At 61.9% G+C, this 23,959-nt stretch carries 21 protein-coding genes; 4 read left to right on the top strand and 17 right to left on the bottom strand.

The genetic code is table 11. From position 1 onward, the window contains the following. Positions 1-81: 81 nt before the first annotated feature. Genes S101446_RS01575 through S101446_RS01600 form a run of 6 tightly spaced genes read right to left on the bottom strand, consistent with a single transcriptional unit; the run spans position 82 to position 3,930 of the window. Positions 82-573, bottom strand: a complete 492-nt coding sequence (locus S101446_RS01575; RefSeq protein WP_087607391.1) for a c-type cytochrome — start codon at positions 571-573, stop codon at positions 82-84. Continuing rightward, positions 551-1,021 (bottom strand): c-type cytochrome, encoded by a 471-nt coding sequence (locus S101446_RS01580; protein ID WP_010507389.1) that lies wholly within the window; start codon positions 1,019-1,021, stop codon positions 551-553. Before S101446_RS01580 ends, S101446_RS01575 begins: the two co-directional genes overlap by 23 nt. Next, entirely contained in the window at positions 1,018-1,605 is a 588-nt protein-coding gene (gene mauA / locus S101446_RS01585) for a methylamine dehydrogenase (amicyanin) small subunit (RefSeq protein ID WP_053323331.1), read from the bottom strand. Before mauA ends, S101446_RS01580 begins: the two co-directional genes overlap by 4 nt. Beyond that, on the bottom strand, positions 1,592-2,194 hold the full coding sequence (locus S101446_RS01590; protein WP_019086062.1) for a thioredoxin domain-containing protein: 603 nt from the start codon (positions 2,192-2,194) through the stop codon (positions 1,592-1,594). Before S101446_RS01590 ends, mauA begins: the two co-directional genes overlap by 14 nt. Beyond that, entirely contained in the window at positions 2,191-2,721 is a 531-nt protein-coding gene (locus S101446_RS01595) for a MauE/DoxX family redox-associated membrane protein (RefSeq protein WP_244184374.1), read from the bottom strand. The genes S101446_RS01590 and S101446_RS01595 overlap by 4 nt, the downstream gene beginning before the upstream one ends. A 3-nt stretch (positions 2,722-2,724) precedes the next feature. Then, positions 2,725-3,930, bottom strand: a complete 1,206-nt coding sequence (locus S101446_RS01600) for an amine dehydrogenase large subunit (protein ID WP_408884628.1) — start codon at positions 3,928-3,930, stop codon at positions 2,725-2,727. Positions 3,931-4,172: 242 nt separating this feature from the next. Between S101446_RS01600 and S101446_RS01605 the strand changes: the two genes are divergently transcribed. From S101446_RS01605 to S101446_RS01625, 3 genes are all read left to right on the top strand, one after another. Beyond that, positions 4,173-4,769, top strand: a complete 597-nt coding sequence (locus S101446_RS01605) for a thioredoxin domain-containing protein (RefSeq protein WP_019091804.1) — start codon at positions 4,173-4,175, stop codon at positions 4,767-4,769. A gap of 197 nt (positions 4,770-4,966) precedes the next feature. After that, complete coding sequence (locus tag S101446_RS01610) at positions 4,967-5,986, top strand: FAD binding domain-containing protein (RefSeq protein WP_087607394.1); 1,020 nt, start codon at positions 4,967-4,969, stop codon at positions 5,984-5,986. A gap of 628 nt (positions 5,987-6,614) precedes the next feature. After that, complete coding sequence (locus tag S101446_RS01625; RefSeq protein WP_208620541.1) at positions 6,615-7,001, top strand: hypothetical protein; 387 nt, start codon at positions 6,615-6,617, stop codon at positions 6,999-7,001. A gap of 19 nt (positions 7,002-7,020) precedes the next feature. Here the strand turns inward: S101446_RS01625 and S101446_RS01630 are convergent, their stop codons facing one another. The 5 genes from S101446_RS01630 to S101446_RS01650 form a co-directional block, all read right to left on the bottom strand. After that, positions 7,021-7,278 (bottom strand): hypothetical protein, encoded by a 258-nt coding sequence (locus S101446_RS01630; protein ID WP_087607396.1) that lies wholly within the window; start codon positions 7,276-7,278, stop codon positions 7,021-7,023. Beyond that, positions 7,275-8,747: a PepSY-associated TM helix domain-containing protein gene (locus S101446_RS01635; protein WP_087607397.1), complete on the bottom strand. Its 1,473-nt coding sequence runs from the start codon at positions 8,745-8,747 to the stop codon at positions 7,275-7,277. The genes S101446_RS01630 and S101446_RS01635 overlap by 4 nt, the downstream gene beginning before the upstream one ends. Continuing rightward, positions 8,747-9,022 (bottom strand): hypothetical protein, encoded by a 276-nt coding sequence (locus S101446_RS01640; protein WP_010507404.1) that lies wholly within the window; start codon positions 9,020-9,022, stop codon positions 8,747-8,749. Before S101446_RS01640 ends, S101446_RS01635 begins: the two co-directional genes overlap by 1 nt. 171 nt (positions 9,023-9,193) lie before the next feature. Continuing rightward, a complete protein-coding gene (locus tag S101446_RS01645) occupies positions 9,194-9,835 on the bottom strand; it encodes an RBBP9/YdeN family alpha/beta hydrolase (protein WP_244184377.1) in 642 nt (213 codons plus the stop codon). Between the two features lie 175 nt (positions 9,836-10,010). Then, positions 10,011-10,526: a thioredoxin domain-containing protein gene (locus S101446_RS01650; protein ID WP_087607399.1), complete on the bottom strand. Its 516-nt coding sequence runs from the start codon at positions 10,524-10,526 to the stop codon at positions 10,011-10,013. A gap of 630 nt (positions 10,527-11,156) precedes the next feature. Between S101446_RS01650 and S101446_RS01655 the strand changes: the two genes are divergently transcribed. After that, on the top strand, positions 11,157-11,372 hold the full coding sequence (locus S101446_RS01655) for a hypothetical protein (RefSeq protein ID WP_010507407.1): 216 nt from the start codon (positions 11,157-11,159) through the stop codon (positions 11,370-11,372). A gap of 227 nt (positions 11,373-11,599) precedes the next feature. On the opposite strand, the gene S101446_RS01660 is transcribed toward S101446_RS01655, so the two are convergent. The 6 genes from S101446_RS01660 to S101446_RS01680 form a co-directional block, all read right to left on the bottom strand. Further along, positions 11,600-12,361 (bottom strand): hypothetical protein, encoded by a 762-nt coding sequence (locus S101446_RS01660; RefSeq protein ID WP_087607400.1) that lies wholly within the window; start codon positions 12,359-12,361, stop codon positions 11,600-11,602. An 18-nt stretch (positions 12,362-12,379) separates the two neighbouring features. Then, entirely contained in the window at positions 12,380-13,048 is a 669-nt protein-coding gene (locus S101446_RS01665; RefSeq protein ID WP_087607401.1) for a type 1 glutamine amidotransferase domain-containing protein, read from the bottom strand. Between the two features lie 403 nt (positions 13,049-13,451). Then, the gene (locus S101446_RS17565) at positions 13,452-13,604 is read right to left on the bottom strand and encodes a hypothetical protein (protein WP_010507412.1); all 153 of its coding nucleotides are present in this window, start codon (positions 13,602-13,604) and stop codon (positions 13,452-13,454) included. Positions 13,605-13,884: 280 nt separating this feature from the next. Next, positions 13,885-14,238 (bottom strand): hypothetical protein, encoded by a 354-nt coding sequence (locus S101446_RS01670; protein ID WP_187293517.1) that lies wholly within the window; start codon positions 14,236-14,238, stop codon positions 13,885-13,887. Positions 14,239-14,547: 309 nt separating this feature from the next. After that, positions 14,548-14,808 carry a hypothetical protein gene (locus S101446_RS01675; RefSeq protein WP_087607402.1) on the bottom strand — a complete coding sequence of 87 codons (261 nt, stop codon included), beginning with the start codon at positions 14,806-14,808 and terminating at the stop codon, positions 14,548-14,550. Positions 14,809-14,981: 173 nt separating this feature from the next. Continuing rightward, complete coding sequence (locus tag S101446_RS01680; protein WP_087607403.1) at positions 14,982-23,576, bottom strand: GH36-type glycosyl hydrolase domain-containing protein; 8,595 nt, start codon at positions 23,574-23,576, stop codon at positions 14,982-14,984. Positions 23,577-23,959 lie beyond the last annotated feature (383 nt).

Here is a 23,959-nt window from a genome sequence, read left to right on the forward strand (position 1 = left end):
TGAACAAAAAAAGGATATGGCCCCGCGGACGGGTCATATCCTTTTTTTTATGTCAGGGCCTGCCTTGCGTGATGGGAAGGATCACGTCGGTTTATGGGTCTGACAGGCTGCGACCGCATTTTGCAGGATATGGGCGCGTCGTTCCATGAAATCCGTAACGGACATGGGTGACTGTCGCCATTCATGAATTTCGGCAGCGGTATAGGGTTTTGCGGTGGGGGGCGTGCTTTTGCCACCCAGTGTGAACAGGACGAAGTTCATGACATCGGCCAGTTCCTGATCATCGCGTATCAGCGACATGGAAACACCGGGCACCTGTACCAGATATCTGCGCCCTTCCTCGCTGCAGGCAAAGGTGCCTACCGTATCACGCAACATGGGTACGAAAGTCGGGCCGGAAACACCTTCGATACCGTGGCATCCCCCGCAATGGGTCAGGTAGGCGGTCTGGGTCCGGTTCAATGTGGGGGCAGGCACAGGGTTGGCCCGTGCCTGTAGTCCCCCTGATACAAACAGTGACGCGGCCACAAAGACCGCGCCAATGCTTTTCTCAAGGCAGCTTTTTCTTGTCATTAAGCGCATTGCGTTCCTGCAGCACGGCGGTCGGCGGCATGGTGGCGTCGCGGGCCGCGTGGATTTCGTCAGCCGTGAAGGACGGCGCCGACGCATTGCCCCCAAGGTGGGAAACATAGGTCAGGATGGCGGCAAGCTGCTCATCCGTCATGGCGCGGAAGGACGGCATGTAACCCATATAGGTTGCGCCACCTGCCTGAATGCTGCCGGTCATGCCATTCAGCACGAGGTGCGAAAGATAGGTCTTGCCTTCGGGCGAACCCGCGATGACGTCCAGACGCCCCTTCAGCGGGGGAAACTGCCCCGGAACACCCGTGGCGCCCGCCTGGTGGCACAGGCCGCAATTGGCCCCGTAAAGCTGCTGTCCGTCTTCCGCCGCATGCGCGCCATGGGTGCCGGCGACAAGACCGCAGGCAACAGCAAGGAGGGAGAGGGTTTTCTTGATCATGTCGTGCTTCCGATAATTGCGGCGGTTGAGCAGTTGTACATTTCCGATGTTCCCGTGCCGAAACACCAGATAATGTCGTTATTGGCCATGGGCCGGTAGGACGGCTGGTCACCATCCGTGTTCAGGCAGTTGACCTCATCACAGGCATCCTGACCACAGCAGTCGCGATAGGCAATCAGGTAGGAACGTCCATCCTGTGGATTGAAGCAGCTGCCAATCCATGAAGTAGGCGACGGGGCCGTGCCGGGCGGGCAGCTGTGAATGCCGCCACCGCATGATGTGCACAGGTAGCCGTCAATGGCGCAGTAACGCCAGTAGTCACATGCCGTGTCATCCTTGGCCTGTGCGTGGGCGGCAAACGGGCTGGGGGCCTTGACCGTCCTGGCCGCCGGGCTGGCGGTGGCGGCGGATGCACGGGTCACCGGCAGCAGCGGAAATGCCGGGACCGCCGCCATGGCAGCGCCCAGGCGGGCCAGCACGCCACGGCGCGATGACTGTCCGGCCAGCCTGCGCACCAGGTTTTCCGTCAGGCGGTCCATCAGGGACCCGTTACGTTCGTTATCAGCCCTGTCAGACGGCAGCATGGGCAATTTCCTTTGTGACGTTACCGGCATTCTTGGCTCCGGCTTCAGAAGACTGGACGGCAGCTTCGATCTGCCGGCGCGTATTGACAATATCCTTGGCCAATATGGTCGCGTGGTCATCGATTATGACCAGTGTGGGCAACCGGTTGACCTGCAGCACCAGCGACAGTTCCACGCCGGTAACCAGCGTAAGCCCCGCCATGTCGGGACGGGCGGCCATTTCCTTCAGTTCAGGTTCCGCCCCATCGCCCACCAGCACCAGATCCAGTCCCTGCTCACCCGCAATCGCACGTGCCAGCGGCACGACGCGTTTGCATACGGGACAGTCGGGTGCAACGAATATGACCATCATCCGCCGACCCGCATCCAGCGGGCCGCCAATGACAAACGGCGCGCCCGCCAGCGTGCGCATGACCAGACGGGGGACGCTCTGGCCAACATCCAGTCCCTGATGCGCGGCCTGCGGGCCGATGGGCGCCAGGCGTTCGTGCAGGATGCCGATCTGGCGGGCCAGCGCGAACAGGCCCGCAGCCAGCCCGAGCGCCACAATCGCCAGGGCGACCTGCCAGATCACCAGAAATGTCATCATGATGACAGCCCTTCCGTATTCGTGGGGGCCAGCACACGGGTCGCCCGCCACATCATGAACAGGCAGACCCCACCCACAATGCTTTCGACACGCAGTACCGCGGCCTGCGGCAGGGCGATCCATACGGGCATCAGTGCGGGCAGCGCGCACAGCGCCGTGCGGGCGACCAGCTTCCATGAAAGGTGCTCGCCATCGCTGCCGGGCATGCACCCGCATGACAGGGCGGTGCGGCCACGGGCGACGTTTATGCCCATCGCCAGCGTGAACACGGCAATCAGCGCCAGCGACAGCAGGCCACCCGGACGGGTCGCCATGCCGGACAGCAGGGCCACCGCCGCCAGCGTTTCCGCCAGTGCGATCCCCCACGCCACCACAGTGACAAGTGATGACGGCACAAGCCGGTAGGACGCGATGACCCCAAGGAAGCTGTCGTGATCCGCAAGCTTAGGCAGTCCCGCAAGCAGGAACATGCCCCCCACCAGTCCGCAACAGAGGCCGCATGCCCCTTGCAAAACCAGCATATCCATCTCTTATTCCCCCGGAGCGACCGTGAAGACCAGATCCGTGCCAAGATGTTTCATGGTGCGCTGCAGCTTGCCGCTACGGGCATCAAGGATATGAAGATCGCCCGCTTCATCCGACGTGAACATCAGGGGATGGTCATCCTGCGTCACGCCCACGATCGGGCTGGCGGCGGGCAGGGGAATGCGGCGCACGCGCTTGTGCGTATTCGTATCGAATACCCAGACTTCCGTGCCGTCTTCCTTGTGGGTCCAGAACGTACCCCGGTGCATGAGGACGTACAGTTCCCCGCTGCTGGCGTGCAGGGCGGCAAGCTGCCAGCCACCGGGCCGCCATGCCACGTCGAAGGGCGCGCGCGCGTCGGATGCAACCGGCATGCCTGCCCCCTGCTGCAGGGACCACGGTGTGCCGATTTCGTCCGTCGCACCCAGCTTGACGGGATAGACCATGCCGCTGTCGGTAATGAACCACATATGCCCGTCATGCGTGCCGGGGCTATGTTCCAGCACGCCATCACGGTCCGGCACGAAGAAGGGAGCGGAATGGGTCAGTGACGCCTTGCCATCCGTGCCGATGGAGACGTTGGCCAGCGTGCCATCCGCGCACAGCGAGGAGAACCCGCTATTGCCCCATGGATAGGCGAGTGCGCAGCCGGGAACCTCAACCGTCTGTTCAACCGTATGGTTGTGCGTGTCGATCACTTCCACGCCGTTGGTCGGGCTCATGACATAGACATAGGCCCGGCTGCCATCGGCACTGATGGCCAGATCGTTTTTCTTGGGCGTGACCAGGGCGCGTGCCGGCAGTTTTTCATCTGACAGGACAGCCAGCGTATGCGGGTCATACTGGACCAGCAGGTCATCGCGCTGCCCGCGGTTGCCATGTGCCCATGTCGTTTCCGCGACATAGAAATGCTGCCCGTCGGGGGACTGCGCCACGTTGGCGTTGTAGGCGGCCTGTACCATGCCCAGACGCCGGCCATGGTCCGCATCCACCACATAGACCCGGCCGTCCTTGTTATGGTTGTAAACGGCGTCTTCAACCAGGATCGTATGGGGACCGGCGGCGGGCAGGGTAATGGTATCGCTCTGTTCCGTCTGCAGAACAGGTTCCGCCCCGACCGCCATGGTCGGGGAAAGGGCGGTTGACGCAACCAGTCCACACAGAAAAAGGCCAAACAGGTTACGGCATGCGCCGCTGTAACTTACAGTCATGAAATCGTTATCCCATCCAGGAATCATTCAAGGATTATACCAGCATTATAGAACGATCAAGAAACGTTATGGCTTGGATGCACATATGTAACGGATATGTCACGTTTATTTTCAAAAGGCGCAAAATACCGGCCCGCCATCTGGATCATGCCGGCTGGATGGCGGTAGGATCATTCCGGCCCGTGCATGTATGCATGGGCCATGCGTCTTCATCATTCCACACAGCAGTGGCAGGCCGACCAATGGAAATACTCGTGGTTTCATCTTCCATATGTACGCTGGTCCTGCTGATGGCGGCATGGACGCTGTGGCAACTGCTGCGGCAGGTCCGGCAGATGTTCCGTGAAATCCCGCCTGTCGGCGCGCTGATCAGTGCTGCCGGTCCCCAGCCGGGCGACCGTTGTCCCGACCGCGCATTCCATACCCTGGCCACGGGCCGCGATGTCGTGCTGACACAGGGCGCGCCCGTTGGCCGGCTGGTCATGTTCGTTGCATCGACCTGTCCCATTTCGCGCAAGATGATCCCGATCGCCCGCATGTTCTGCCAGCGTGAGAAGCTGGATCTGATCTTTGCAGGCGATGATACGCCACAGATGCAGCAGGCCTTCGTCAGCAGCCAGCATATCGACCCGGAAAAGTTCATCAACGACCCGGACCTTGGCCGTATCCTTGAAGTGGACAAGCTGCCATCCGCCTTCCTTCTGGACGGGCAGGGGCATATCCTTTCACGTGGTCTGGTCAATAACCGCGAACATCTTGAAAGCCTGCTCAACGCACAGGAAACCGGTTTCCGTACGACCCAGGACTATCTGGCGGCACGCAAGGCACAGCCCGCGTAGATCCTGCTACCTGATTTCGATACGCGGCGGATGCGGGCGACATGCCGTTCGAATGCCGATATGGAACGGAAAGACATAAAGCCGGCACATTTCATGAATAAGTGAATGATTGCAAGGGGCCTGACCGGCAACCCTGCTGCCGCCCCGAAGTTGGGAAGGCGCATTGGAACGGTTCCGGACTTTCCCAGGGGGATGGCATGAGGGCATTTTTTTACAGCAGGCCCGATACGCTGGCGGCTGTCGTAAGGGCGCCGCCGCATAGTCGTTACCTCGCCGGTGGGACCAGCCTGATCGACCTGATGAAAGTGGATGTCGAACGGCCCGAACACGTCATCAACATAAAGGCGCTGTCGCTTGACGCCATCGAACCGTTGCCCGGTGGGGGGCTGCGGCTTGGGGCGCTGACGACCAATGCCCGCACGGCCGCCCATCCGCTGGTACGCACGAACTATCCCATCCTGGCCTCGGCCCTTCTTGCCGGAGCCAGCGCGCGCATCCGCCACGTTGCCACCAATGGGGGCAATATCAACCAGCGTACGCGGTGCCATTATTTTTATGATACGAACGCCGCATGCAACAAACGCGCGCCCGGAACGGGCTGCGCCGCGCGGGGCACACGCAACCGGGTCCATGCCATACTGGGCACAAGTGCTGACTGTATCGCGGCCTTCCCGTCCGATATGTGCGTGGTGCTGGCCATGCTGGACGCCACGATCAACCTGTACGGACCGCAGGGCGCGCGCCGGGTCCACGCGCGTGATTACCATCGCCTGCCGGGCGGTACGCCATGGCTTGAAACTGTCCTGCGGCCCGGTGAACTGGTCCTGTCGATTGACCTGCCACCGATCTCGTTCGGTAGTCATTATACCTATCTCAAGATACGTGACCTGAATGTCCTGGCGCTTGCCGTCGTCTCGGTTGCGGTGGGGCTGGAAATGGATGGCGATATCATCCGGCACGGCCGGGTGGCGCTGGGTGGTGTGGCCAGCAGGCCATGGTATGTGCCCGAAGTCGAAGGCATGCTGTGCGGCAGGCGGCCCTCACGCACCTTGTTTCGTGATGTGGCGGACCGTTTGATGCAGGGTGCTGAGGTGGACCGGGGGAATGCGGCCAAAAGAACCCTTGCGCCACGGGTGATCCAGCATGCTTTGTGGCAGGCTGCAACCGCATCACCCCAACCGGATGGGAACCTGCCCGTCTGGTCATGTTCTGACTGATTATCCAGCGGATAGTTTCATATCGTGACGGATGCAGGCATTGTCGCCTAACAGGGCAGCCCGTTCGCCGCGCCATGGATAATGTCGGTCGGGATTGACCGTCACCGTGGCATCAGGCGGGGGGGGGATGACTGCCGGGATCTTGTATGCGGAACCGACCGTGGCCTGTTGCCGCGATAGACCGCAACGACATCAGGGACGATGCCGTGAAATCGTAATCATGCCGGATGGACAGGTTGGCCGTTATGCCCAGCGCAACGGATCATGGGACAGCATGATCGTCGTGATGCACCCATGTCGTAATCCGTCGGGGATCCGGAACCCGTTCGGGGGCAACGGGCTTATGTATCCTGCCTGCCGGCACTTTACCTTTTTACGGGATCTGTCCCTGTTTGCCGTCATGAATTATATTTATGTAATGTGATATTCATTACCGGAAATTCGCCATGAATATGGATTTTTTCCGTTATCATTATTGGAATATGCATTTTTCTCTGGCTGTATCTGTGGTCATGCGGGGTTTTCATGCCAGTTGCCCGGAATAAACGGTATATTGATACAGTAGTGTGACAATCCGCCATTGTTTTGTCGTGACGTGATATCAGGTTAAGGGAAAAGGAGTAGGGTAATGAGGCATATGAAATCCCTGACAATGGCACTGACTGTCGTGGTGCTGGCCGCTGCGCCGGTTCTGCCGCTATCCCATGCACATGCACAGCATGGTCCCGGTGGCGGCGGCCATGGCGGCCCTGGCGGTGGTGGCCATGGTGGTGGACCAGGATTTGGCGGCCGGGGTGGTCCCGGCGGTCCGGGCGGTGGTCCCCGTGGCGGTGGCTGGGGCGGCGGCCCGCGTGGTGGCTGGGACCGTGGTCCCGGTGGCTGGGGTGGTGGCCCGGGATGGTATGGTGGTCCGCCGCCTTATGTATATGACGGTTATGGTTACCCCGTTTATCCCGGCTACTATGGCTATCCCTATGGCGGGTTCGTGGGGGGCTGGGGGTGGGGTGGCTGGTAAAGCCATCCCTTCCTGCCGTTCAGTGACGGCGTGACGCCAGCCACAGGGCTATGCACAGCCCTGCGATGGACAGGCTGGCGAACCATATGAGCACGCCCGTCACCCCGCCCATCCGGGCCGCCAGTACCAGTGCGACGGCAGGGGCGGCAATCCGGCCGACAAGCGCCATGCGTTGTCCATGCGGGGCAAGCGTGGCGAACCCGTAACGGTGCGGATGCAGCCGTACATGGCATGAAAACGCCATGAGCCAGAGCAGGAAGGTGGCGGGAAAGATCATTCTCCGTCACCTTTCAGCCTGCGGCGGATATACAGGACAATAATCGCCACAAGCAGTCCCGTGCCATCTATTGCTGCATGAATGGCAGGCAGGCTGTACACGGCCCGTGGACCGGTCAGGATATCGAGCACGGGCAGGCCGCCCCCCAGTAACGCAATCAGGCGCAACTGTGACCTCCACGCCATGTTCACGCGCCTGCCTGATGTACATAGGCTGGCATGGCTGGCGCACAGGATCCATGCACCCAGGAAACAGCCGATTTCCACACGGTCCCGGCCTGCCATGCTGGTCGGTAGCATACGGTTGCACCACAGGAATGCCAGTATGCTGACAGGCAGGCCGGTCAGTGTGCTGATGGTCAGGCTTTCCGCCACACGAAAACCGATCCGGTGTCCCGATCTGCTGCGCCGTTTCATCAGGAACAGGACAAGTCCGCTGCCGATCATGGCCGTGGCGCACAGACCCGATACGAAATACAGCCAGCGCAGGCCCGGGGTGGCAAAACGGGCATAATGCAGGCCATGCATGACCTGCATGGTGTGGGCGATGCGACCCGGCGTTGTCGTCATGCCCAGCAGGCGACCGTCCGGCAGGCGGAAATCGGCATGGTCGCGGGTCAGGAAAGGCCCGGATGCATCACTGGCGTATACGCTCAGGCGGTCAGGGGAAAAAAGGATAAAGCCCGCATCGCGTCCCTGCAGGCTGTGGCGTGCTGTTGCAAGAAGCGGGGCAAGCGGCGGCAGGGGGGGCGGAACACCCGGCGCGCCCTTGGTGTCCGATGCAGGGGCCGTTGGCGGCTTTTCATGAACAAGCAGGTTTGCCAGCGGTGTGGCAGGCAGGATCAGGCCTGCATTGACCAGTACACCGGTATAGATGATCATGATGGTGAAGGGCAGGAACAGCACGCTGACCAGCAGGTGGGCATCCAGCCATCCGCGCAGGCGTGCGGCGGACAGGCGCAGCCTTACGATATCGGGAACAAGCGCACGGATATGAATGACAATCCCCGACCCGATGGCGACAAGCAGGATAACGCCAGCAATATTGACGATACGGGTGCCCGTCGTCCCTTCCAGCAGGGTATAGTGGAAACTGAAGAAGAAAGTCCCCCCCATCGTGGCGCGGACCGGGATGGGCATGCCGGTGCGGGGGTCAAGCAGCGTGCCCACAAACTGCCGCCCATCATAATGCAGCACATCAAGGGTTGGCGACCGGGCGGAGGGCAGCGTCAGGAAAACCGACACCCCACGGACCTGCTGTTCATGGATCAGGCTGGATGCGGCATCCAGGGCGGTATCGGTCAGGGGGGTGTAGGCCGGTACCTGGTTTTCAGGCTGCATCCATCGTGTGATTTCCGTATCGAACACCGACAGGGTGCCCGTCATGAAAATGCATACGGCAAGCAGGCCAACCACAAAACCTGCCCAGCCATGTAACCATCCCATGCGGGTACGCAGGGTTTCACGCATCAGGAAACCAGCAGTCCAACAATGATCGCGACACATCCGGCAGCACATACGCTCAGCAGGCCAGCATATGCGCTGAAGCACAGCACGATCAGTACCGGCAGGCCGGCAAGCGCAATGATCTGGCCCAACTGGACAGTGGCATTGCCGCCCGACATGCCCGCAATGTCCATCATTACGAAACAGGCAACAGGATATGAAACCAGACAGGCAATCACGATACCCGCTATGCGGTTACGTGTCAGGCGTGTCCGGTCTTCTGTCCTGTCTGTGGTCACGACGCCTCCCTTTCCAACAGTCTGACACATAAATGCGACGCATTTGCATTGTGTCTATGCCATGAAGGGTCGTCCATGCGAAGGGACCTGAAGCATTTTATTTTGGGAAGATCACACGGTCATGCACGGGAATGGGCGGATCGCTGCAGCCTTCTATCCGTGCGCCACGATCTACAGGGGGGACGTGGTCTGCACGGCAAGGGAACGGGCCAGACCATCCAGCGCTGTCATGCCATCAGGCCACAGGCCGACACGGGCATGATTGCCGATATGACCCACCGCGCCTGCGTTGACCAGCGTTGCCTGCCATTGCACGGCCAGATGCCGGGCGCGGGACATCGACAGCCATTCATCATCCTGACTGGCCATAAGCACGGCAGGGAACGGCAGCGGTGTTGCTGGCAGCGGCCCAAAACTGGCTACCCGGCCAGAATCGGGGCCATGATGGTGGTCAATATCCGCCGGTGCGACCAGAAAGGCCCCGGCGACGCCATCCAGCCCATGTTCGCTCGCCATGCGCACGCTCAGTACGGCGCCCAGACTATGGGCCACCAGAATGACAGGTTGATGGCAGGCGTGTAAGGTCTGTTGCAGTTGCCGTTTCCAGTCCGGATAGGTCGGGCGTGTCCAGTCATCCTGCTGGACACGATGCACCGTAATCCCGCGCAGGCGTAAGAACAGTTCCCAACGTGACTGCCAGTGACGCGGCCCCGATCCATCTAGGCCGGGCACGATGACAATGGCGAACCCGGCCAGGGCCTGTACCAGCGCATTTTCCACGGTTGTCCCGTGGTCCGGGGCGTATGGCGGCATGACTGCCCTGAACATCGGATCCGGATCTGTGGAAAGGGGCAGGGGCATCTTCATGCTTTCAGCAGGGTGATCAGTGGATTGTACGCACATGGAGACATGCTGGTGGCCTGCAGGCTGTCACGCATTGCCTCGTATGCGTGGTGAACCAGCCTGTCCGTTCACGTCCCCGAGTTTTCTATGCCGCACGGGGAATGTGCCTGAGTGGCGCGCAGTCAATACCAAACCCGCGTGCCACGTGTATGACCGTGGCAAAGTCCTGCTCGGTGGCAGGGGGGTGGAGCAGGGTGCTGCGAACCGTATTGTCGGGATCAATGATGAACGCCGCATGTTCTTCCAGTACCGGGTTTTCTGGCCCGACATCCACCGCAATACCCCGCCACAGACTGGCAATGTGGCCCGTTTCATCATGAATGACCGGGAAATCCGGCATGGCTGGCAACGTGATGGCAGAAGGGTGGGACGGCATATCCGCAAGGCGCGGGGAATGTAGTGGTGAAAGACCCAGCAGGTGCACGGGCTGCACGCAGGTGCGTGCCCACCGTATCCCGGCCCGCAGGCTTTGCGTGCTGTAACCTGCCGGATGGGTCAGGACAATGCGCCAGCACCCATGGCCCCATGCGTGGAAACGGATCGGGCCCATGGTGGTATCGGTCATGAAATCCGGGGCTTTCCAGCCGGGTGAAATGGCCATTGCCTGTCTCCTTGGATGGGCAGAAGCGGGTGGGCAGGAAACCGTGCGCAGGGTTGTTCCATGATGTTGGACTGGCAGGTCTTTTTTCCGGTCCACGTTCAGGGAATCAGTTATCCTGTTTCATATGTGGATTATATAAACACATCAATAAAAATGTGCATATAAAAATTGTCATATAAAAATATAACAAAAAATAATGATATTATGCATGGGTGTTCCGACGATCCTGGCCGTGTGAACGGGATGGGACGGCCATATGCAGGCATATTGGCCACCGCGCGGAAACGGATAAAAAATGCATATAACATGCTGTTAAAAAGGAATAATTTATTAACGATATGTGAAATGTCGCATATTATGATATATAAATTATTCCACTATATATATGTTATTATGTGTTGACGTATATCGCCGGGTGTGTATGATCCCGACTGAAACGCCATACACGTCAATAATCATGCGGGATGATGATCGATGATCCAGCCAGCCATGCGAATGCGTAGCACTGATCGATGTCGCACCATCGCTACCGCCCCCATTGTGCGGGTGACCATTCCATAAAACAGCCGGTGGAAATTCTGCCGGAAACCGTCCGCATTCCATCGCGGACATGCAAGGGCAGTCTTTTCAATGCTTGAATCACGTATCATCGAAATCGACGGTACTTTCCTTGGCACCGTCATTCTTGAAGCGGATCGCCAGACGCGCCGCTTTTACGCCACGCATGACAGCGTGCGGGCGTTCCATAACCATACCCTGAAGGGACATGATGACGTTGCCCTGCAGGTCGCGCGGCTTTACCGCCGGGCGCATGCAAGCGCGCGCATGGCTGCAACGGGTAAATAACCGCTTCATGTAGCGACACGGTTTTCATGATCAGGGCCATGTCCGGAAACGGTTTTCGCCACAACCCGCATGGGTTGTGGCGGCCTGTCATCTGTATGGGATCACATGGTCCTGCCATTTGGTGCGGGTCAGCAGCTTTTTCAGGCGGCTTAGAGGAACGCCGCCTTTTTTAAGGCAGCGCCCGGACATGTTTATTTTTTATCAGTGATCTGTTTTCAAATCGCGTCTCAAACTGGCTGGCCCGCAGGTGGTGTCAGTCGACCGGGATTGGCCTTCCAGTCGCGCAGGGCTTCCTCGCAATAAGGTAGGACCTCGAACACGGCCATCATGCCCAGCGCGCCCAGTGCATAGGGCAGCCCCAGCGGCACGCGCTTCATCCGCAATGGCCTGGACCGGATGACCTTGCGGCCCAGCAGCGCCTGTACCTGCGGCCAGTGCAGGACCGCGATCAGGGCGACGGCCAGCAGCGGAACCATCTCGAGGAAGCTATGGACATGCTGTTCCATCGGCTGGACTTCGCGGCGGGTCACGGCATAGCTGACATCCCACATGGCTGTTGCTTCATGCACGAAGAATGATGCGATCATGAATGACAGGACCGGCGCGTCTATTTCCAGAAACAGCCCGGCCAGAACCGGAAACGCCGCTTCCCCCAGCATAAGCAGGTGGATGCCGGTTTCCTTCAGTCCCGTGGTGTGTTCGATATCCGTCCGGCGGTGGCACCACCAGTCCGTCAGACCCGATGCCAGCCAGACAGGTATGACAAAATACTGTATGACCCGGCGCGCGACGTGGCGCGTGGTATCGGTTTCCTCCGGTTCATCCTCGACCGGTCTTTTCGTCGACATGGCGGCGGGCGGGTCTGCCGTGGCCGGTTCATCTATCCTGCGCCCGCGCCACCATGCAATGAATCCGGCCCCCAGCGTCACCGCCCCGGCACAGAGCATGGTGGACGCATAATATCTCAGGAAAGTGCGGTTTTCCATCATGTCCTTGCCCCTTCCATCCTATTGCGGGGCGTGGTGGTGGGCAGCCGCAAAAAGCGCGACAATGGCGGGACAGAAGGCTTTCAGGTCATGGGGATTGCGGGATGTGACCAGCGTGCCGTCGGTGACCACTTCCTCATCCACCCAATGCGCGCCTGCATTGGTCAGGTCCGCGCGCAGGGAGGGCCATGACGTGATCCGGTGCCCCCGTACGCCATTGGCATTGATCAGCGTCCATGGTCCGTGACAGATGGCGGCGATCGGTTTGTCGGCCTGGACGAATTCGCGCACGAACCGCACGGCGTCGTCATCCATGCGCAGGTGATCGGGGCTGGTGGTGCCGCCAGGCAGGACCAGCCCATCAAAATTGCGCGCATGGGCCTGTGCCACCAGCAGGTCGACCTGATAGCGGTGGGTGGGGTGAACATCCGCCTCCATGGCCTGGATGGACCCATGGGTGGGGGAGACAAGGACGGTCTGCGCCCCCGCCTGCCGCAACGCCGCGACAGGTTCGGTCAGTTCCACTTCCTCCACCCCGTTGGTGGCAAGAATGGCGATGGTCCGTCCCGCCAGTCGGCCATACTGGGGATGGGCCTGCGTTTCGGTTTGCATGTCGTGAAGGGGCATGGCGTCCGGCATTGCCGTCGTACTGTCTGATGTGCGGACCGTATTGGACACATGGTTGGCCATGATCGTTCTCCGTCAACTGTAAAAGGTTGCGGGGACATGGTTTGTGCTGTTGTCCCGCATGCAACCTGTTGGCGTCATAACGACCGGTCCGGATGGATGTTCCCCCTGAATATGCCTGTCATTGAGAGGGGTTGGCATGTCTGTCTGGAAACAAATTGTTGATAAGAAAGAATAAATATTTTGGGGGGTAGCGTTTTTTTTAAAAGGCGGCGTCCTTCCGGGCTTTCTGAACAAAAGCTTCTCCAGAAACGTCTTCATGATTGCAGGATCTGTACTGGACTGAATTATCCAATTATCCTTCGTTTATAAAAAACGGGGCAGGATGTATTTATTTCTGAAAATACATCCTGCTCCGACAGTATTGGCAAATATGACATATGGATTGATGGCCCAGGTAACGGCCTTATTTGTTTGGCCCCGTCGTCCGCCCCTGTGAGGGGGGATCACTTGCGGGAAAGCTTTCATCCAGTGCTTCGTCGCGACCTTCATCTTCCTGTTTTTCAGCAGGAGTCTGCGGTTTTGCCTTGTCGGGATCTGGTCTGTCCTGCATGGCCATGGTTCCTTGCGGGTATGAACGCCCGTCTGTCAGTCTGTTGCGGGCGTTGTTGTTAAGCGGGGGTGGTGGCCGGTCCGGTGTGTCAAATGGAAACGGATCCTGTGGTCCCGGCGGAGGATAGTCGCGTGGGTGGGACGGACCGGGCGGCGGCAGCGGTGGCTGGCCGGTGGTGTAGGGGAAAGATGTAAACATGACCGTTCTCATCAGGCTTGCGTGTGGGAAACCCGGCCCGTGTCGCCTGTTTCCCTGCCGGTCGGACCGGGGTATTTTCAGTAATACGTTACTGTTCGCCACTATCTGCGGGCGAAGGGGTCTTGTTTCCGCCATGACTGCTGCGACCGTAACTGTCGCGCATGCGCTTGTGGTGTGTCGTTTCATCATTGCTTGGTGGCTGCGTACCGGGCTGTTCCTGCACGGTGCGCGGGTTGTTCCACAACTTGTCCGATGGTTCCACCCGCTGGCCGTTGCGTGACGTGGCGGAAGGCGGGTTCTTGCCTACTTCCGATGCGGCGGAACCGGCCGTTGGCGCAGGTACGGTTTCCATATCGGTCTGTGCCATGGCCACGATGGGGGTCATGACCGGCGCACTGGCCATGATTGCCGCCAGCAGGGCATAATGCATTGTTTTTGCCATGGTATCGTCTTCTTTCATTGATGAAGATGGACTGACCACAAAAGCATTCATGGATCGAAAGGTTGCATCCTGTTTGCCAGAACAGAGCGAATACCAGCCATACAGGCGCAGTTGATAAAGAAATAACCCATGCGGCGGGATACGAATACATGAACCGGCGCAACCGGTTTGCCGAATGTCCCCAGATCCTGGCGACGCGGGCCTTTCCCATGTGCCTGGCGCGCCTGTCCGTTGCCTGCAACATGACTCTGACGGCACGGTGACGGCGGACCGGGAAAAGACCGCCTGCGTATGCGTGCTACCGCGTATTCATGGTTGTTCGGGCGTGTTGTCCTTCGCTGGCGCGTGATCGGTGGCGTGTTCGTCACATCCGGCCTGGTCCTGATGTTTCCCCTTGTGACTGGTGGCTTCGACCCGCTCATCATTGTCGCGGGTGGATTCCGGTTCGTCCTCGCCCGCGCGGGGCTGGCCGGTGCTGGTGGTCTTGCCATCCGGGGTGTGGGTGGCATGACCTTCGGGTGTGTGCAGGGGATAGGGACGTTGTGCATGAACATGCGGTTCACGGGGCATGATCGTTCTCCATTACGGAATTGGGGCGGCCTGTGCATCCCTGTTCCGTTCAGGGAAAAGACAGGGTACCCTCATGCTCGACTAACGAATGGCCTGTTGAATGGTTTTTCAGTTTTCTTCCCATCCCTGCACGAATGAATACCTGAAGTATGCAAACAGGTCGCGGCACGCATTCATGTGACGGGCTGCGGTCCCAGCGTGACCGCAACATCATGGGACTGTCCGTCATCCACCATGTCAATTGTGCCGGTTGCGGGCAGGGGCGCGCCGTCACAGGTGACATGGCTTATGCCACGGCAGACATGGTCAGGATTGTTTACGGTAATATGATAGGTTGCCGTGCGCCAGCGTACCGTTGCCGTGAACCCGGGCCATTCATGGGGGATACACGGGGCGACCAGCAGCTGCGTGCCATGAATACGCAGGCCGAGAATGGTTTCGGTCCCCACGCGCTGCATCCATCCGGCCGATCCGGTGTACCACGACCATCCCCCCCGGCCCACATGGGGCGGGCGTGAATAGATGTCGGCCGCGACCACATAGGGTTCCAGCCTGTAACGGGCCACGCCTTCGGGTTTGCCCGTGTGGTTGATCGGGTTCAGCATATGGAACAGGCCGTGGGCGCGATCGCCATCGCCCAGTACCGCCATGGCCATGGTGGTCCACAGGGCGGCATGGGTGTACTGGCCGCCATTTTCGCGTATGCCGGGCGGGTAGCTGCGGATATAGCCCGGATCGGGACCGATGGCGTCAAATGGCGGCGTCAGGACAAGGACCAGCCCCTCATCAGGCCGGACAAGCCGCGCCATGGCCGATCGCATGGCATGTTCCGCCCGTTCGGGCAGTGCGACACCGGACAGCACGGACCATGACTGTGAAATCGCGTCGATCTGGCATTCCGCGCTGGCGTGGGAACCAAGGGGCGTGCCATCGTCAAAATAGGCGCGCAGGTACCAATCGCCATCCCATGTGGCTTCCAGCGCCGTGGCAAGGGCGCTGGCGTGGTCCTGCCACGCCTGTGCGCGGGCATCATCGCCGCGTGCGCGCGTCAGCGGGATGAAGGTCGTCAGCGCGTCATGCAGGAACCAGCCCAGCCATACGCTTTCGCCACGCCCCTGTTCGCCCACGCGGTTCATGCCGTCGTTCCAGTCACCCGTACCCATGAGCGGCAGGCCGTGCGCGCCGACAGCAAGGCTGTGATCCAGCGCGCGGGCGCAATGTTCGAACAGTGTGCCGCTCTGCTCCGAAATCGCGGGGATCATGAAACGGTCATGCTCGGTAATGGGCAGTTCGGGCGCCTGCAGGAAGGGGATGCGTTCATCCAGCACGCCCGTATCGCCAGATGTCGCGACATAATGCGCCACCGTGTGCGCCAGCCACGCGCAGTCATCGGAAATATGGGTCCGCACGCCCGCACCCGTGTTGGGCAGCCACCAGTGCTGCACATCCCCTTCGACAAACTGCCGGGACGCGGCGCGCAGCAGGTGCGCGCGCACGCGGGCGGGACAGGACAGGGTCAGCGCCATGCCGTCCTGCAGCTGGTCACGGAAGCCGTATGCCCCGCTGGCCTGGTAAAACCCGGCCCGTGCCTGCACCCGGCTGGCCAGTGACTGGTACAGCAGCCAGCCGTTGAGCATGATGTCCATCGTGCGGTCAGGGGTCCGGACCTGTATCGCACCCGTTACCGTGTCCCAGTGCTGCGTGACGGCTGCCAGCACATGGTCAGGATTGGCGGTGCGGTACTGGGCAATCAGGCTGCGGGCGTGCTCGGCATCCATGCCTTCACCCAGCAGGAACATGATTTCCGCCCGTCCACCCGGTGGCAGGGTCACCATGGTCTGCACCACGCCGCACGGGTCCAGCCCGGCCCCCGTCGCCCCCTGCACGCCACCGGCATGGGTGAAGGCAAGGGGATGGTCCATGGTGCCGTTGGGACCGATGAAGGCCGCGCGGTCACCGGAAGTGGCGGTCAGGTAACCGCCGATATCGGCAAAGGCGACGCGGTCCGCATATGCGGCATTCCAGCGGTTACGGGCGAACAGCGCACCGGTTTCCCCGTCATGTTCGGTCATGACAAAGGGGGCGGCCGTACTGCGTGCCGCCCCCAGCACCCATTCAACATAGGCGGTGACGGACAGGGTGCGCGGCTGGTCTGACTGGTTATGCAGCTGTATGCGCGTGATCTTGACCGGGTCCGATACCGGCACGTACTGCAGCAGGCAACTGGCGATCCCGTGCGCCACGCGCTCCAGGCGCGTATGGCCGCGTCCGTGGCGGGTGACATAGGTGGCCGTGGCGTCACGCCGGGTGGCGGCGGTGGGACACCACAGGGTGCCGGTGTCCTCGTCACGGAAATAGAAGACTTCGCCCGCATGGTCACTGACCGGGTCGTTCGACCATGGCGTGATCTGGTGTTCGCGGCTGTTGCCCGACCACGTATAGCCGCTGCCTTCGGCCGAGACCTGGAAGCCGAATGTGTCATTGGTGATCACGTTGATCCATGGCGCGGGCGTGGTCTGGCCGGGACCAAGAACGATCACGTATTCCTGTCCGTTTCTGGCAAAGCCGCCATGGCCGTTGAACAGTTCCAGTTCGGGTACCGGCGGCACGTCAGATCCCGAAGGCGGCGGCGGGACCGCGGGCGGGGCAGGCGGGAACTGTCGCGTCCGTGGCCTTTCCCCCTGGTCAAGCTGTGCTGTCAGCGTGTGGTCCGCATCCAGCACCACGCGGGCCACCGATATGATCAGGTGGCGCACGGCGGGCGTAATCAGGTCGGCGCGCAGCACGCGCACGGATCCCGCGGTCCCTGCCGTGCGGGGGGCCGCGCGGACAAGCTGGTCCAGCGATGCCTGCAGGTCCTGCAGGTAGGAAGACGGGTGTTCGTTAAGGATGACAAGATCCACCGCCAGTTGCTTGAGCCGGAAATATTCATGCGCCAGCAGCAGGACGCGCACGATGTCCGTGCCGGAATTTTCGCGCACGCGCAGCACGACAATCGGCAGGTCGCCCGAAATGCCCTGTTCCCACAACAGCGGCTGCGCGCCAGCCCCACGTGCGATCTGTGCGGAAGTGGCCCGCAGGCTGGGCGTTGCGAACACGATGTGCCCCGCCAGCCGCTGGAACAGATCCGCCATGGCGGGGGAGACATCCAGATGGCGCAACTGCACCTGCGCCTGCGTCCACGCCAGCGTGCGCACGCGATCGAATGCGGCATGGTCCTGATGCGTGTCGATCAGGTCCAGCAGGGCCGCACGGCTGGGGGCGACCATGGTCCAGAACGTGATGCGCGCCATGGCGCCGGGGCGGATGGATGCCCGCGCGCGGATGGCGAGGAGCGCGTCCAGCACCGTCCCGGTCGTGCCGGACAGGGGGGCATGCGTGGCCATGGCGGCGGGATGGCGTGCGTTATGCCTGCGGCCGATGAAGCGGGCGCGGTCCGTCTCGATCTCGATGGGACCGTCACACAGGACCAGATGGGCGACCCATATTTCCGGCTCGTCTCCCGTGCGCCTGCGGCGCGTGGCGATCAGGGCGCGGGACTGGGGAATATATTCGGTCTGCACGAACAGCTTGGTAAAGGCGGGATGGGCAAGATCGGCATTCTGCGCCAGCAGCGCCAGTTCGGCACAGGACGTGATATCGATATCCAGCGTCTCGCCGCCCGCATTGAAGACCGAGACCTGTCGCGCTTCAGCATCGTCCTCGGCCGATACCAGTACGTCCAGCGTGGTGGTGACCGTCCCGTCACGGCGGGCGAATTCGGCGCGGTCTTCATGAAAGACCACGGCATATTCATCGGGGGTGGTGTCGGTGGGTTGCAGCCCTGCTGACCACAGGCGGCCTGTCCTGCGGTTGCGGATGTACAGGTACTGGCCGTATTCATCCCGTGTTGCATCCTCGCGCCAGCGCGTGATTGCCTGCCCCTGCCACCGGCTGTAGCCTGATCCCGCCGCCGTCAGCATGACCGTGTAACGCCCGTTGGACAGCAGGTGCGTGACCGGGCCACCCATGTCGGCGCGGTCCACGTAACGCCCCGCAGGGGTTGCCAGGGTGGGGACGGGGGCATGGGTATCGTCCTCGGACGGCAGGGGGCGGGCGACGGCGCCGGTGCGGGGCGCGCGTTCCTGCAGCAGCAGTTCGGCCGAGGCAATGACCGGGTCATCATGAAAGCGCGCGCGCATGATGCCATTCATGACCGTATCGGCCACCGCAAGGATGGACATGCCCTGGTGATGGGCCATGTAGGCGCGGATGATCGCGACGCGCTGGTCGTCGGGCACGCGGTCGGGGGTATAGTCCAGCGCTTCATACAGGCCGTACCGCCCCAGCGCCCCGGTTCTTTCGAGTGTATGCAGGTTGGCCACCGCTTTCTGCGGGTCGATCATGGCGGCCAGCATGGTGGCGTAGGGGGCGACCACCGTATCCAGCCCCAGCCCCCGTTTCAGCCCCAGTCCGGGAATGCCGAAATTGGAATACTGGTAGGTGTAGTCGAGATCGCGCGCATTATAGGCGGATTCCGATATGCCCCACGGAATGTCGCGGTCCTGTCCATAGGCGATCTGGCGCTGCACGATCAGCCTGTTGGTCTGTTCCAGCAGGCTGCCCATGGGGGCCCGCATGACCAGAGAGGGCATGAGGTACTCGAACATGGACCCCGACCACGAAACCAGCGCCGCCCCGCTGCCCACCGGTGTGATGGACCGGCCAAGGCGGAACCAGTCATGGGCGGGCATGTCGCCCTTGGCAATGGCGAAGAACACCGCCAGCCGCGCCTCGGACGCCAGCAGGTCGTAGCAGTTGGCGTCCTGCGTATCTTCGGCCACAAGGTAGCCGATGGACAGCAGCTTGCGCGACGGGTTGCACAGGAAGGCGAAATCCATGTCCTGCGCCATGCGCCGCGCCTTCTGCGCCACGGTGTCCAGCCGTGCGCCCAGCGTTGCATACAGGTCCGTGTCAAGGTCGCGCAGGTGGCTTTCCAGCGTGCGCATCGGGGCGGCGGCCCAGAACGTCTGTTCAGCAGCGTCCTGTCCGTCCTGACCCGATGACGGGGCAGGCATCGTCGCCACGTGATCCAGGACCGCGCCGGCCTGACGGTGCAGGGCGGACAGGGCCGCCATCGACCGGCTGGCGCCAGCGGACAGGACGGCATTCTTCAGTCCCGTCAGCAGCCGCAGCAACTGGCGCTGTGCCGGTGCATGGGTCACGCGCCTGCCGTTGTGGAAGGTCAGGTCGGCTATGGCGATATTAAGCGCATCCGTGACGCCCTCGCGCCATGTATCGATTTCCGGACCGCTTTCCAGCCATCGCTGGCACGCGCTGGACAGCGCGATGAGGTGGCCAGCCAGATTGCCGCTGTCAACACTGGAAATATAGACCGGATCAAGCGGGCGCAGGTCATCGGTGGCATACCAGTTGTAGAAATGCCCCCGGTAGCGCGCCATGGTTTCCAGCGTGGCAAAGGTCGCTTCCAGCCGGGCCACGGCATCGGCCAGGCCGATCCAGCCAAAATCCCGCGCGCTGGCGCAGCACAGCAGGTACAGGCCGATATTGGTGGGCGACGTGCGCCGGGCCAGGACGGGGGCCGGGTCTTCCTGAAAATTGTCCGGCGGCAGCATGTGGTCCGCAGGCGTGGTAAAGGTTTCAAAGAAACGCCACGTCCGGCGCGCGGTCATGCGCAGGATGCGGATATCGGTGCGCGAGGGGCGCGAACGCGCGGCAACGACCGGCGTGCGGCTGGCCCACATCGCCACGGCGGGCGAAAGCGCCCACAGTGTCGCAACGGGCACGGACATGAACAGGCTCCATGGCGCCCAGATGACCGTGGCCATGACGCAGCCCCCACCCAGCAGGGGGGCGGTGGCCATCCGTCCGTAATATCCCGCAAGGCCCGAGCGCATGAGCCCCGCGATCTGGGCGGCGGGCACCCATTGCAGCAGGTGACGGCGCGTGATGAGCACGCGGACCAGCGTGCGGATGATCGCATCCGTCATGATGACGGCCTGATGGGCAAGGAAGGTGATGGTCAGGAAAGTCATCACCGCTGCCTCGGCGCTTTTCGCACCGATTACGCTGAGGTAGCTGCGCAGCGTGATCCATTCCCGCCGGGGCACGATATCGGGTAGCACCGGCAGGAACGCGGGCAGCGCCAGCGCCAGCAGGATGAAAGTTGTCCAGACCACGGCGGCATGGAACGGCAGCAGCCATCCCGCCACAAGTGTCGCCAGCGCCAGTGGCATGCACAGCGTGCGGCGCAGGTTGTCCAGCATCTTCCACCGCGCGATGCCCGAAAGCCGGGCACGGACGGGCACGCTGCGTGGCGGCAGGCTGGATACGATCCAAGGCAGCAACTGCCAGTCGCCCCGTGTCCAGCGATGCAGCCGCTGGGCCGCGACAAGGTAGTCGGTGGGGAATTCCTCCACCACCTCGATATCCGTCACCAGACCGGCACGGGCGAAAATGCCTTCGAACAGGTCATGGCTGAGCATGGTGGAATCCGGCACCCGCCGGGCCAGTGCCGCCTCGAAGGCATCGATATTGTATATGCCCTTGCCTGCGTATGATCCTTCGCCAAACATGTCCTGATACAGGTCGGACACGGCGGCGGAATAGGCGTCGATACCGCTGGCGCTGGCGAAAATGCGCTGGAACAGCGTGCTCTGGTGGCCCACGGGCAGTGATGGCGTCACCCGTGGCTGCAGGATCGCGTAGCCTTCATGCACCCGCCCCGATACCGGATCAAAGCGGGGCGTGTTGAGGGGATGGGCGATCTTGCCAATCAGGCGGCACACGGTTTCCAGCGGCAGGCGCGTATCGGCATCCAGCGTGATGACATAGCGTATGTCCGCGGGCAGGGCATGGGCAGGGGGCAGGAAGGTCGTGTCCATGGCCCCGCGCAGCAGGTGGTTGAGTTCATGCAGCTTGCCGCGCTTGCGCTCCCACCCCATCCACGCCCGTTCGCTTTCGCACCATACGCGCCTGCGGTGCAGCAGGTAGAAGCGCACGCCATGCGGGCCGTGCCCGTATTTCTGGTTGAGGCGTTCCATACCCGCGCGCGCCAGCGCCAGCAGGCGCTGGTCATCTGGCGCATCGGCGCTGTCATGGTCGGTCCAGTCGGTCAGCAGCGCGAAATGCACCGCGTCATCACGCACGGTCAGGTAATGGACCTCCAGACGGGCCAGCAGTTCGGCCACGGTTTTTTCCGTCGTCAGCAGCGCGGGTACGACCACCATGGTGCGCAGGTGCGCAGGAATGCCGTGCCGGAATTCCAGACCCGGCAGGGTGGTGGCATGCACCGCCTCCAGCGCCAGGCGGTTGACGCAGGCGACCGCTGCCTCCGAAACCGGTACGAAGGCCAGCAGGGGCAGCAGCCACGCGGTATTCATGCCGGTCTGCCATGTCAGCCACAGCGGAATGGCGATGAACAGCATGGTCAGCAGCGTGACCACGAGACTGTAGGCCGCGATCCCGTATGCGCAGAACCCCCTTACCATCCGGCGTGGCAGGGTGGGCCGGAAATGGATGGCGGCTTCCAGCGCGGGCCGTCCGGCCATGAGCAGGTAATAGCCCGGATCGGCGCGGCGTGGGTCATCCGTGCCCGTGGCCTGTGCGGCGCGCGCCATGGCTACCGCCTGTCCGGCTATGGCCATCTCGGTCAGGGTGCTGCCGCGGGCCAGATCCTCTATGGCCTTGCGATACAGGTCCCGGCTGGCGAAATCGGCCTGTGTAAAGCTGTCATACTCGGCAAAAAGCCGGTCGATGAGGCAGATGCGCCCGAACGCCTCGGTCCAGTCAAAACCCGCGATCAGCCGCAGGCTGGTGATGATGTTGCGTATGGTGGCGTTGAACGTGCCCTGTTCATGCAGGTCATCGCGCACTGCATTGTCAATGGTGGTGCCCCGGTCCGCCAGACGCTGCTCCAGCCAGACAAGGGCGGGATCCTTTTCGGGGTCCAGCCCGCGCGAACGGTGGGCAAGCTGCGCCGTAAACGCATAGTTGAGGATACGCGGGTCAACAGCGGCCAGAAAGCCGGACATGGCGGCCTGCGTGCCCTTGCGGTAGGCATCAAGCTGGTCGGCCAACTGGTCGGCCGCGCGCCTGCTGGCGTTATTGTCCATGATCGCGCCGACAACCCGGCGCAGGTTCTCGATCAGCACGATCCGCAGCGTGATCGAGACGGCCCACAGTTCCCCGATCGTAAGGGGCGTCACGCTCTGGTATGCCAGCAGGTAATTATACAGGATTTCGGGCTGCAGGTTGCTGTCGGTATGGGCGACCAGCGCCCATGTCACGCCAAAGACCCGGGGCAGTCCGGCAAAGGGGCCGTTGGCCAGCTTGGGCAGGCGCGCGTAATAACCGGCGGGCAGGTCCAGATCCGTCTCGCGTATCTGCATGTCCACCAGCGCGTAATTGTCCGCCAGCCACTGGGCCGCGGGGGTAAGCTGTTTCCCGTTCTGGATATCCTGCGCGATCCGCGCGTCGGCGGCGCGCAGGAAGGCCCCGTTTTCCGCTAGCCGGCGTGACAGCGGCCGACCGTGCTCACGGCCATGCCCGTGGGGGACGACGGTCTGGGCGGCGGCAAGGCTGCGGGCATGGGCCTCCAGCCGTTCCATGCCAAAGATCTCGCTTTTCAGCGGGGCGAAGTCGTCTTCCCATATGGGTGGCGGCACCCGGCCCAGCAGGCGTGCCAGCCATGGGTGGCGTTTAGGCCAGAATGCACGGTCGGGCTGTGGGAAGGTGGTGGTCCCGTCCATATTCTGCTCCAGTTTCATGCACATCTGCGCCTGCGGGCAGGCGGCCGCCTGTGCTGGCGTTCATTTTCGGAAAAGGCTTTTCCTTGGCCGTGGCGCAGGGGGCGTGGGCCCGCGCAATATGGTTTCTGGCGCCGCGTCGGGCGGACGGGGCGGCGCCGCGCGGGGGGGCTGCGGCATGGGGGTTCCGTTGCGCGGGAAATGCCCCGGCGTATCGGGCATGGCGGTCGGTTGCGTCCTGTCGGACGGCATGGGCTGGCCCGGCTGTGCGGGTTTTTGGGATGCACCCATCCTCTGTCCTCCTCTGTGCGGGGAATACGGGGGTGGTGTAGGGGTCATGTCAGCTTGTACGGGCATGGCGGCAGTCACGTGGGCCGGATTGCCGACAGCCTGTCATGAACGTG

Source organism: Komagataeibacter europaeus (assembly GCF_002173515.1).
Classification (GTDB): Bacteria; Pseudomonadota; Alphaproteobacteria; order Acetobacterales; family Acetobacteraceae; genus Komagataeibacter; species Komagataeibacter europaeus.